Source organism: Frigoribacterium sp. PhB24 (assembly GCF_003755185.1).
Classification (GTDB): Bacteria; Actinomycetota; Actinomycetes; order Actinomycetales; family Microbacteriaceae; genus Frigoribacterium.
Map to the genome: position 1 here is coordinate 15,958 of NZ_RKIC01000012.1, position 11,739 is coordinate 27,696.

The 11,739-nt window shown below is 66.3% G+C and carries 9 protein-coding genes; 2 read left to right on the plus strand and 7 right to left on the minus strand.

From position 1 onward, the window contains the following. The first annotated feature begins 549 nt into the window (after positions 1 to 549). A complete protein-coding gene (locus EDF50_RS10020) occupies positions 550 to 1,428 on the plus strand; it encodes a glycosyltransferase family 4 protein (protein ID WP_158612682.1) in 879 nt (292 codons plus the stop codon). A 474-nt stretch (positions 1,429 to 1,902) separates the two neighbouring features. Here the strand turns inward: EDF50_RS10020 and EDF50_RS10025 are convergent, their stop codons facing one another. From EDF50_RS10025 to EDF50_RS10050, 6 genes are all read right to left on the minus strand, one after another. After that, positions 1,903 to 3,408, minus strand: coding sequence for an NAD(P)/FAD-dependent oxidoreductase (locus tag EDF50_RS10025; protein ID WP_123519437.1), 1,506 nt, complete (start codon positions 3,406 to 3,408; stop codon positions 1,903 to 1,905). 69 nt (positions 3,409 to 3,477) lie between these two features. After that, positions 3,478 to 4,098, minus strand: coding sequence for a class F sortase (locus EDF50_RS10030; protein ID WP_123519438.1), 621 nt, complete (start codon positions 4,096 to 4,098; stop codon positions 3,478 to 3,480). A gap of 248 nt (positions 4,099 to 4,346) precedes the next feature. Further along, positions 4,347 to 6,200, minus strand: coding sequence for a DUF11 domain-containing protein (locus EDF50_RS10035; RefSeq protein ID WP_158612683.1), 1,854 nt, complete (start codon positions 6,198 to 6,200; stop codon positions 4,347 to 4,349). Positions 6,201 to 6,515: 315 nt separating this feature from the next. Continuing rightward, complete coding sequence (locus tag EDF50_RS10040; RefSeq protein ID WP_158612684.1) at positions 6,516 to 7,544, minus strand: HTTM domain-containing protein; 1,029 nt, start codon at positions 7,542 to 7,544, stop codon at positions 6,516 to 6,518. 124 nt (positions 7,545 to 7,668) lie between these two features. Then, on the minus strand, positions 7,669 to 8,424 hold the full coding sequence (locus EDF50_RS10045) for a DUF5819 family protein (RefSeq protein ID WP_123519441.1): 756 nt from the start codon (positions 8,422 to 8,424) through the stop codon (positions 7,669 to 7,671). Positions 8,425 to 8,961: 537 nt separating this feature from the next. After that, positions 8,962 to 9,867 (minus strand): LysR substrate-binding domain-containing protein, encoded by a 906-nt coding sequence (locus tag EDF50_RS10050; RefSeq protein WP_123519442.1) that lies wholly within the window; start codon positions 9,865 to 9,867, stop codon positions 8,962 to 8,964. Between the two features lie 70 nt (positions 9,868 to 9,937). Between EDF50_RS10050 and EDF50_RS10055 the strand changes: the two genes are divergently transcribed. Beyond that, positions 9,938 to 11,116 carry a TDT family transporter gene (locus tag EDF50_RS10055; protein WP_123519443.1) on the plus strand — a complete coding sequence of 393 codons (1,179 nt, stop codon included), beginning with the start codon at positions 9,938 to 9,940 and terminating at the stop codon, positions 11,114 to 11,116. A gap of 18 nt (positions 11,117 to 11,134) precedes the next feature. Here EDF50_RS10055 and EDF50_RS10060 read toward each other — a convergent pair whose 3' ends face one another. Then, on the minus strand, positions 11,135 to 11,707 hold the full coding sequence (locus tag EDF50_RS10060) for a GntR family transcriptional regulator (protein ID WP_123519444.1): 573 nt from the start codon (positions 11,705 to 11,707) through the stop codon (positions 11,135 to 11,137). Between the last annotated feature and the right edge of the window lie 32 nt (positions 11,708 to 11,739).

Consider the following 11,739-nt stretch of genomic DNA (forward strand, 5'->3'; position numbering starts at 1 on the left):
CGAACCTGTGCCAATGTAGAGGCACCGCGATACCGGGTGGATCGATTTTAGTGCGACTTACCGGGCATGTGACGTGCGTGGAGTCGCTCAAATCGTCCATGCCCGGCGGGGGACATCCGTGGGCGAACCTGTCCCATCAGGTGCGACATGCCACGACGCCATTGCGTCCAAATAGTGTCGTGGTTTCTGGGTCAGTGCGACAGTGCAGTCGATGAATGAGGAGGCTAAATGAGAATTCTGGTCGTCACGCCCTACTGGCCTTGGCGGGACAATACCGGTGCGCCGCAACGTGTAGGTGTTCTCCTCAGCGGACTTGCCCGCCTAGGGGAAGTGGATGTCCTCGCTCACTCTGACTTGGGGGATCCGTCCCAGGGTTTTGATAGTTACCCCGGGATTAGCGAGCTGCAGTCGGCCATGTACCCTGGGCCCCGTTCACCCCTGCGGCGCGTCCTAGCCGCCATAGTCGGCGCGGAGCAGGCTCGGATTGTCGCAGCCCGACGCGTATGCCTTCCGCTTGCTCGAAAGATGCACGGGAGGCGCAATTATTCCTTGATCTTCTACGTGCGCGAAATGAGCTGGTTCGTTGCGGCCGGCAGGCTCTCCTGCCCTGCCATCGTCGATGTCGACGACTTCGCGGAGGTCGTTCTGGATCGCTGGCTCGACGTGAACAAGAACGACCGCGGCGATAGCATCGGGCGACTCGAGGCAGGGCGTATGCGGCGACGATCGGCTCTTCTGCGCCGTCAACACCTGATCGTGGCCCGATCGGGAGCGCGACGACTCGTGGTCAGCGCGGCAGACGCCCGGCGAGTCCCGGGGGCGAACGCCGACATCGTCCCGAACGCTTATCCCCCCACCACAGAACCCGGCGGCGTCCCCCTGCATGAACGTAGGAACGTCCTGCTCTTCGTGGGAATGCACTTGTACGCGCCAAACGACGATGCGGCCCGATGGTTCGTGCAGGCCGTGCTGCCCCTCGTCGTAGACCACATCCCTGACGCTGAATTCCGGATCGTCGGGCGAGCCAACGATCGATTGTTCGCGCTCAATAGCAATCCGAACGTGACGGTCACCGGGCCCGTAGATGACGTGAAGGATGAGCTCTCGATGGCACGAGCGGTGGTCGTTCCGCTGCGTGTGGGCGGAGGCAGTCGCATCAAGATACTCGAGGCCATGGCCAGCGAGGTCCCTGTGGTCAGCACCACCATAGGAGCGGAGGGCCTCGAGGTGCGGCCCGGCACACACGCCCTCATCGCGGACACTCCTGGGGAACTCGCAGAGGCGTGCGTGCGAGCGCTTCGGCTCGGGGCAGATGTCACGAATATGGTCGAAGCGGGAGCCCGCCTTGCTCGACAGCACAGTCCCGAGGTCATTGCGAGACGCGTGCAAGATATTGCAGCCGAAGTCGGTCGCCCGGCAGAACGCTAGGTCGCGTGATCACGTCTCGGATTGATGCGTTCCTTCGCGTGATCGACCGCGAGGCCGGGCGGCTTCATGGCGTTTGTGAAAGCCAGGTGTACCTGAGGCTGCAGATCACGGGCCTTTGTGACGGCCCAGATGACCGTCGGCAGAAGGCTACGCCGAGTCAATCTCGGGGGAGCTGAAGCGGCCAGGCCAAACACAGGGCATCGGTGATGAGGGAGCTCGATTCCGGCCGGAGGATCTCGGGGTTGCACCGGGAGGATGAGCCGAGGTTCGGCCAGAACCGGGCCCTGTCGTTCCGCGGTGCAGCGAGTGTTCGTCAGCAGCCCGCCGGTGAAAGCCCCTGCATCGCAGGGGCTTTCCTCGTTCTCGGGCGAACTCGTCGGAGCCGGAAGCTCTAGCCCGCCCGCAGCACCTTCGGGCGCGACCACCCCGAGGAGGCGCGGTGTCGGTTCCGCCCGCACCGCGCCTCCTCGGGTGTCACCGTCGGGTGCGCTCGTCGACGGGCCGGCGGCCGGCGACGCGTCGCTCTGTGCCCGAGGGGCCTCCGACGGAGAGATCGACCTCGGCGTCCAGCCCGAACGTGCGTCTCAGGGCGGACCGTGCGGCGTGCCAGCCTGCCATCCCGTGCACACCCGGACCGGGGGCGGCGGATTGCGAGCAGAGGTAGATGCCCTCGCCCATCCGCCAGGGGTCGGGAGACAGCATCGGTCGTCGCACGAGCTGGCCCAGGTGGGTGCTGCCACCGAAGACGTCGCCACCGACGTAGTCGGGGTTCGCGGACGCGATGTCCGTGGCGGTCGTCGCATGCGTGGCCAGGATCACGTCGCGGAATCCGGGCGCGAAGCGCTCGACCTGACGGGTGATCGTCTCGACCGGGTCTTCCACGGAGCCCGCCGGGACGTGCATGTAAGACCACAGCACATGCTTGCCGGCCGGGGCGCGGCTCGGATCGACGACCGTGGGTTGAGACGCCAGCACGTACGGCGAGGAGGTCGATCGACCTCTGGCCACCGCCCGTTCCGCCGCCGCGATCTGCGCCCTCGTCCCGCCGAGGTGCACCGTGCCGGCTCGGCCGGCCTCCGACCGGGTCCACGGGACGGGGTCGGTCAGGGCGAAGTCGACCTTCGCGACCGCGTTCCCGAAGCGGAACCCCCTCAGCGACCTCCGGACCCACCACGGCAGCCTCACGCCCGCGACCTGCAAGAGAGTGGGGATGCTCGTGTCGAACAAGACCGCCTTCGCATCGGCGACGTCATCCCAGTGCGTCACGGTCCGCCCTCGCTCGATCGTGCCCCCGTGTCGCTCCAGGTCCGTCACGAGGGCATCGGTGATCACGCGGCTGCCACCTTCGGGGATCGGCCAGCCCCCGGCGTGCGCGTAACTCGTCAGGGCCAGCCCCACCGCCGCTGCGCCGATCGACGGCAGGGGCTGATTGCCGTGCGCTGCCGCGCCGGTGAGCAAGGCCGGCGCGATGTCGTCCGAGAAGCGAGCACCCCAGGCGACGCTTCCCTGCTCGAGGACGCGGAGACCCATGCGCACGGAGGTCGGCATGTCGCGGGGAAGACGGAGTAGTGGTCCCGTGGCGAGCTCGGCGACGGCGTCGACGTGGTCGACGAGAGGCTTCATCAGCCGGGTGTAGGCGACGCCGTCCCGACCGAGGGACTCAGCGGTCCGCTCGAGGTCGCGGTAGGCCAGACCGATCCTCCCACCGTCGAGCGGATGGGCGAACTGCACGTCGGGTACGACGAGGTCGACCCTCTTGTGCATCTCGAAACGTGACATGAAGGGGGACTGGAGCGCGAGCGGGTGAACGGCCGACCCCACATCGTGGAGGAACCCGTCGGCGGTCAGAGCCTCCGTGCGGGTGCTGCCCCCCGGGTGCGCTGCCCGCTCCACGACCTCGACGCTGAGGCCGGCACGAGCAAGGGTCACTGCTGCCGCCAGGCCGTTGGGGCCTGATCCGACGACTATCGCGTCAACCATGTTTCTCCCTCGCTGTGATGGGTGATGATCCAGTTGTTCGTCACCAGGACTTCTCGGTGACTCTGGGCTCTACTTGCCGGAATCGGGTTGGAGTTGCGCCTCGATGACCATGTTCTGCACCGAGGGGCCGCCCTGGGGGCGCTGGAGGCACGTGATCACGACGAGCCTGCCGGGCGAGTCGGCCCAGATGTCGCTTCGGTCGGCGATATCCGTCTTCTGGACGGGCCCGGCCTGGGTGACGGTGTAGCGGGACGCGCCGACGGTGATGGCATCTCCCGGCTGCACCTTCGATCGCCGGTTCTGCACATCGATGAGGTAGTTGCCCGGCGCGACTCCTCCGCCCCGCAGCGAGTGCATCGCGACGAAGACGGTGCCGTCGGCCGGATTCTCGAAAGACACACCCCGGTTCTCCACCCAATAGGCGGACGTGAAACCGGGTGGTTCGATGACACCGTCGGTCGCATCGAGAGTGTCGAGTGGAACGTCGAGCCCGACCGCGCCGACGGTGAACCTCGCCCTCGTGGGCGAACTGGCGGTTTGCCCCTCGGGAAGGGGATCCTCCAGATGGACCCTGTTTCCCCCCATGTCGACGGGAGCCGCGTCGGGGGCGGAATCGATCTGCAGCATCAGGGCGGCTGCGCTCACGAAGAGAACGGCGACCACCACGGCCGCGCTGATGATGAAAGCCACCGGGCTCGACCTTCTCCGGCGCCGTCCGGTCGATCCGGGCATGCTGTCGCTCGCTCGTGCTGATCGTTCTCGCACTTCGCACAACCTTTCGTGTTCGGGGACGGCGGCCCGAGCCCCCACAGGGACGTGTGTGTGGCGCACAGGAGAAAGCTCTCCAGCGGTCGCTGAGCTGGTCTTCTGTGCGATGTGTGGTGGGGCGCGAGCCCGGCCGTAGCCGAGCTCGCGCCCCACCAGGGAGGGGTCAGGCGTTATTCGCTGTCAGCCTCTTCGCGACGCCGGCGGCTGAACAGGCCGACCAGGAGCGCGAGCCCAGCAGCGCCCGCTGCGGCGAGACCGAGCCACGGCCAGGCCAGCGGGTGCTGTTCGACATAGCCACCAGTGGCCACGTGGAGCCCGTCCGCAGCTCCCTGCGTGCCCTGCGCAGCGGCCGAGGCGCTCGCGTTCGTAGCGGTGCTAGCGGTCGCGTTCGCTGCGGTACCGGCCGACGCGGTCGCGTCCGTGGCCGCGTTCGCGTTCGCGGTCTTCGCCGCGTTCGCGTTCGTTGCCGCGTTCGTGTTCACCGAGGCGTCCTTCGAGGCGTCGGCGATCGCGGCGGCTTTCGCTGCGGAGGATGCGTCACCGTTGGCCTTGGCGGATGCCTTGGTCTGGGTCTGGTCCGAGGCGTTGGCTTGAGCGGCTTGCTTCGCGGCGGCTTCCGCGGATGCTCCGGCGTCCTTGGAGGCGTCGGTCGAGGCATCCTGGGTCGCTGCGGCCTTCGCTGCGGCGTTGGCTTTGCTGTCCGCCGCGGCCGAGGCGTTGGTGGTGGCGTCAGCCAGTGCTGCGGCCTGGGCTGCGGGGTTCGCGTTGGAGTCAGCACCAGCGGACGCGGACGCGTTCATGTTCGCGTCCGCGTCCGCGGCCGTGTTGGAGTTCGAGTTCGAGTTCGAGCTCGAGTTCGCGTCGGGGTCCGGTGCAGGCTCGACGATGGTCGTGGCGCTCGACGTGTTGTTCTTCTCGACTTTGTCGGTGTCGTTGGGGAGGACCTTCGCCGTGTTGGTCACCTTCTGCGGTGTGTCCGTCGAGGTCGCCGCACTGAATTGGAAGCTCTGCTCCTCGCCCGGAGCAAGCCTCTTGACCGAGCACGTCACCATGTCGCCCGTCACTGAACAGCCCGGGTCTGTCACCTCGACGTCGGAGAGTCCCGCGGGGATCTTGTCCTGGATGATTGCGCCAGACGAGTTGACCTTAGACGCCTCGTTCTTCACGGTCATCGTGTAATCGATACGATCACCCGCCGTGACGCGCGCCGACGCCGTCTTCGTGATGGAGAGGTCGACAAAGGACGGGTTATTCGGCACATAGGTGCCATCTGCCCCGTCGGCGCTGGGACCTGACTGGGACGCGAGAAGAGTGAATTTCGGGTCACCCCCTGCATCTTGCAGGTCGTACTGGTAGACCGTGAGCTTCTCAGTGCTAGATGGCGACATACCGAACACGAGGTTGCCGTTGGGGTAGGTCCACGCCGCGATCGCATGAGCGTTGTCGCCCATCCCGGAGATTTTTCCGGCTCGGACGTTCCCGGTCTTGGGGTCAACGCGATACCACTTGCCATCAGTTACACCCCACAGATATCCACCTGCAGGTGCCAAGTCAGCCGTCGAGATCGGCTCGCTGAGTGGGATCGTCCTGACCGAGGGGGACCCAGAGGCGAAATCCACTGCCCAGATAACGTTCTGCGGATTTTGCGCCTGCACGAACATCGTGTCCGCATATTCACCTTCACCGAACGTCGCACCGTTGTACTGAGACTCTTGGTCCAGGGGCCCGAGAAGCTTGCCGAAATTGGCAGTCTCTGCTCCGGTAGCATCGATTTGGATCAGATTGTCGCCGCGTGTGAGTGCGTACATCATGCGATCCTTGGCGCGGAATGCCAAGGCGTTGTAGTTGTATTCGGCCGGATTTCCGCGCGCCTTGAAGTCGAATGCACCTTGGTCGTCCCGTACGGTTTCCCAGAGCTGGGTCTTCGCGTCAGATGCGCCGTTAATATATACTGTTGTGCTGGCGTATGCAGCCGGAGAATCATCCGGGAAAGGGATAGCGGCCGCCGGGGCTGCGGACGTCACAGGGTCGGCGACCGCGGGGGACTGCGCCCCCGTAAGGGCCAGAGCCGCGACACCGGTGCACGCGAGCCCGATGGTGATTCCACGCCGTGTGCGCCTGAAGAGGGAATCTGCTCTCAAGCCTTGTCCTGAGCTATCAATTCGATTGTTCGAAGTCACTTGTGTCATAGGAATTGCGTTCCTTTAGTTGCAGTTGCTGAGTCGTAGATGGGCTGCGAGCTCTTCGCCAACGGGGGTCCTCGCGCGACGTCGGCCCACGTTCGTCCGCGCCACCGAGCCAAGCGTTTCCCGCTCAGCGGACGTCCTCCGAGACGGCTCTCACTTCTCGGCACCGGGTCTGCCGAGTGTGGGGAACGCGCGCAACGTGGCATTCGAGAAGCGGTGGTGACACCGCTCGACCACGGTGGTTCGCACAGTTCTGGCGATGGTCATGTATGTCTTGTCGCGGATGAAGATCGCGTCGAGGGCGACCATCGTCAGGGAGAACCAGGGGAGGCCCATGAGCACGGCGATGCTCACGTGGAAGATCAGGATGATCAGCAGTGCGGCGATCCGGGTGGGGCGTCGCATGAGCATGAGGGGGAAGCTCACCTGGACGAGCACGGTGAGGACCGTCGCCAGGGCGACCAGGGGGGCCCAAGCGGTGAGGAGCTCGCTCAGTTCGGGCCAGGTGCCGAATTGCCGGGTCGTGATCGGCGCGTAGATGGCATAGCCGCTGTACCAGGGTTCGCCTTGTGCCTTGTAGAGCCCGCCTGAGGCGTAGACCATGCACAGCTGAGCCCCGATGACGATCACACTCAAGTTGTGGAAGAGATTCGGTACCCACGGCGGCAGGAGGGACCGAACACGGCCACGCAACGCCCCCATCGTGGTGGAGGGAGCCGGGCGAGCCCGCTCACGCCTGCGAGCGTCCACCGACCACACTTGGGACGGTGCGGTGAAGAACAGCGAGATCAGGGCGATGCGGGACAGGTTGTCGCTCTGGTCCTGGACGAGTGTGTTGATCGAGAGCAGCCCGACCCACTGCACGAAGAGGACCACGGTGACGAGCCTGGTCTTGTAGCCGACCAGGAAGAGGGTCGCGGTCACGAGGATGCTGAGCATCAGCAGGGTCAGGGCGGAGTCGTTGGTCGCGAGTCCGTTCACGAAGCTGAACGGCCAGATGGTGGCGAAGTCGCTGTTGGGATAGGCCAGTTCGCCGGTCCAGGCCGCTCCGGCGCCGAACGTGTACACGCGTGTCGAGAAGTTGCTCAGCGTGAACCCGATGATCGTCAACCCCAGGAGGATGCGAGCGACGGCGAGCCCGTAGACGGCATGCTTCTCGGCAAGGAGCCACTGCTCAGCCACGTGGAGCGACTCCACGATGCGTCGGAGGGAGGTGGCACCTACGCCTGACACGCGTTTCTCCGCTGCCTGCGGTAAGCGGTCGCCCGGAGAGCTCGTGTCGTCGATAGTCGTGATCGTGTGAGTGTCAGTGCGCATCGGTGCGCCCCCGTCCTGTGTCGGCCGTCGAGGGATCGGTAGGGAAGAGCTCGTGGAACGACGTGCCGTCTTGGTCGGGCAGGGTGATCAAGCCCCGCCATCCCGTGCGGAAGACCTGGACCGTCGGCCGTTCAGCGTGAGGTGAGTTGCGATCTGCGTAGGGCACGACGTTCTGGCGACTCGCTTCGTATTGCACGCGAACCACCTCGTCGCCCCACGTCGATTCGGCGACTTGGGTCGCGTAGGCGTCGGCGTATCGCTCTTGGACGATGAAGTCGATGACAGCTGAGCGGTTGTCCCCCTCGGCGAACATCGCGTCTCTCTCTCGACCCAGCCAGGAGTCGCCGGCGAAGTAGTTGAGCGCAGCGGTGTCCTTCTGCTCGCTGGTCAGAGCGTCGCCTGTGTCCTTCAGCGCACTGGCCTCTTGGACGGCGAGGCCTGCCGCACGGGGAGGAAACAGATTGTGATGCGACAGGGATTGCTCGACGTCGCTCGCGGCGACCCATTTGGTGGTGACGAGTCCTTGCTTGGTCGCGAGCACGGCGCGCACCTTGAGCTTGTAGTCACCGTTGATCGGTTCCGGGGCGAACACACTCCAGCTCTGGCCGAACCACGGGAGCATGTACGCGCGCAGGATGTCGCCGGGAACGAGTTGCCTCAACGCGGTGGGGGGTGAGATCCACAGGAACGAGGCGAAGATGTGGAACACGGTGAATGCGACCGCCCCGATCGCGACCGCGCGCATGACGGCTCGTCGTGATCGGGTATCGGGAAGAGGGGCTGGTACGGGTTGCATGATGAATCTGTCCTTTTCGGGTGTGTGCGAAGGCGGGCGCGGAGGGTCGCTACGACCTCGGGGGCGCCAGAAGGCACCCTTCGGGCGGCCGGGCGCGCCGATGCAGCACCTGCCCTCGGCAGAGCGTTCATGCCGAGGGGAGATGCCAGAAGATCCGGGCTGGTGTGTGAACAGTAACATTTACGACCAGAAAAGTAAGGAAATATCGCATGTTGGTCTGGTCAGGCCGTCGACGAGGCTTGATTTAGCGGGGAAAAAGCGATTCATAAGAATCAGCTGAGTGGCATCAATCCAACATTTGCCGTCGGCAGACCTCTGCGTCTAGGTTGATCTCCGCGCCGGGCAGGCGCAGCCGATGCGGGTTCGTGCTGCCTGCCGGCACCTCGCCCCATGGGGCCTGCCGGTTCGGGTCGACAGGCCCCATGGGGTCTTCGGCCCCCGGGTGCGGTCAGGCGTGCCCTCGTGCGAGCCCGACGGGCCCCGTGCTCAGTGCGTCTCTTTCGCCACGCGCAGGAAGGTCGAGACCCCTCGTCCCATCTCGTCGGACCAGATCGCGCGCAGGGACCGGGCGAGGGGTGGCCCTGCCAGCTCGACGCGGACGAGAGTCCCCGCTGCGAGGTCGGTCTCGACCGTTCGTCGGCTCATCGCCGCCGGTGCGATGCCGGCTCGAGCGGTTGAGCGGACGATGGCCGTCGTCTCGAGCACGGCTGCGGGAGTGGCCAGCGTCAACTCGGACGCCTCGAGCCAGGCCTCGACGGTCTCCCGCGTCCCGGACCCGGGCTCGCGCATCAGCAGCGCCGTGTCGGCCAGATCCCTGGCACTGATGCTCGGCACCATGGCCCATGGATGGTCCGGGGTGACGACGACGACCAGTTCGTCCTCGGTGATCACGGTCGACGAGAGTCCCGATGGGGCCGAGGGGGTCTCCACGAACCCGATGTCGGCGTCACCGGAGCGGACCAGCGCGACGACCGTGGCCGAGTTGTCGGCCAACAGACGTGCAGTGCAGTCAGGGGCGCGGCGCCGGAATTCTCGCAACCAGGACGGGGCCAACAGCTCAGCTATGGTCTGCGACGCCGCCACCACGATCGAGCCGGGCGCATCGCCCAGCGCGGCCACGTCCGCCTCGAACCTGCGCGACGCTTCGAGGACCGGCCGCCCCAATTCGAGAAGGAGCCGACCGGTATCGGTCATCGCGGACCCCGCGGCGGAACGGCGCACCAACGGCTGACCGACGGCGAGTTCCGCAGCTCGCACGCGGCCGGACACGGCCTGTTGGGTGACCCCGAGGGCCGAGGCCGCGCGCGAGATCGACCCGGTCTCGGCGACCCGCTCGAGGACCTCGAGGGTGTCGAGGTCCAGCGTCCGATCGGTCAGGCGTTTGGGCGTCACAAGAAGACATTGTGCCCCTCCCAAGACGATCGACGTATCCCGAGCGGCCGGAAACGGAGACGCTTGTCGCATGACCTCCGTCGACTCCGCCCCTGTCCCGGCGCCGCCCCGGCGCGCCGAGAGGCCTCGCAAGCGAATCCTCCGAGAGCTCGAGCGACCGGGGCAGATCGTGTCGAACCTGACGCCGAACTGGTTCGCCTCCGTCATGGGGACGGGCGTCGTCGCCGTCGCCGCCTCCTCGCTTCCGCTGCAGTTCCCCGGTCTCCGCACCGGCGCGACGGTCGTCTGGTCGATCTCCGCGGCTCTCCTGGTCGCGCTCACCCTCGCGACCGGACTGCACTGGTCGCGACACCGCAGCACCGCGATGACGCATCACCGGCACCCGGTGATGGCCCACTTCTACGGTGCGCCGCCGATGGCGTTGCTCACCGTCGGCGCCGGTGCCCTCTTGCTCGGCAAGGACTGGATCGGGCTGCCCGCCGCGGTCGCCGTCGACTGGACGCTCTGGACGATCGGGACTCTCGGCGGGCTGGTCACGGCGGTCCTCGTGCCGTCTCTGGCCTTCACCCGACACGAGAACGGGCCTGCCGCCGCGTTCGGTGGCTGGTTGATGCCGGTCGTGCCACCCATGGTCTCGGCCTCGACGGGCGCCCTGCTGCTGCCCTACACGCCCGAGGGCGAGGCTCGCGAGACACTGCTGTGGGCTTGCTACGGTTTCTTCGGCCTCAGCCTGATCATGTCACTCATCGTGATCACGCTGATCTGGCATCGACTCATGCAGCATCGGGTCGGCCCCGCCGTGTTCGTGCCGACCCTCTGGATCGTCCTCGGTCCTGTCGGACAGTCGATCACGGCGGTGAACCTCCTCGCGTCGAACGCTCCGACCGTCGTCGATGCCGGCACCGCGCACGCCCTGCTCGTCATCGCGCTCTTCTACGGGTTCGCGATGCTCGGGTTCGGCCTCGCCTGGACGGCGACGGCCCTCGCCATCACGATCCGCACGGCACGGCAGCACCTACCGTTCAGCCTGACCTGGTGGTCGTTCACATTTCCCCTCGGCACCTGCGTCACCGGCCTGAACGGTCTCGCGCTGCACTCCGGCCTGCATGTCGTGGGCTACCTCGCCGTGCTCTACTTCGCGGGTCTCGTCACGGCCTGGATCGTCGTCGCGGCCCGGACCTTCCACGCATCCGTCATCCGAGGAACCCTTTTCGCGCCCCCGGCGGTCAGCGTGGTCGACGTGGACTGAGGCGCCTTCAGCGCCCGGCTACTCGCCGCGGGTGAGGGTGCGGGCGTGACTGATGATGTTGTCCCAGTTGATGGCGGCGTCGAGGTGCTGCAGATGGAACTGGGCCTGCGATCTGACGCGTTGCTCCGCCTCGGTGATCAGCGGGTTGTCGATCTGGGCGGCGAGTGCGCCGAACTCGTCGTCGAACGTCATCTTCGCCCCGCGGTCGTGTTCGAGCAAGCGCGGCAGGAGGTCTGCCATGTGCTCACGGGCGACGCGGAGCGCATCGTCGGGGATCCGGTCGAGGTGCTCCAGGACGAAGGCGCGGATCATCTGCATGTACTCCGCCGCGCGACGGTACGAATCGGCGGAACGGTCCGGGACGCGGGTGTAGCGATTCGGCTCCATCTCGATCAGGCCGTCCACGGCGAGCATGGCGAGGGCCTCCCGGATGGGAGTGCGGGACACCCGCAGCCAGGTGGTCAGGTCCGCGTCGTTGATCTTCTCGCCGGGTTCGAGTTGTCCCTTCAGGATCTCCTCCCTGATCTGGGAGTAGACGCGGTCGCGGATGAGCTGACGCGGAGGCTCAGGTGTCGGCTGCGGAACTGGCATGCATGAAAATATATGGCATCGGCCGTGTTTCG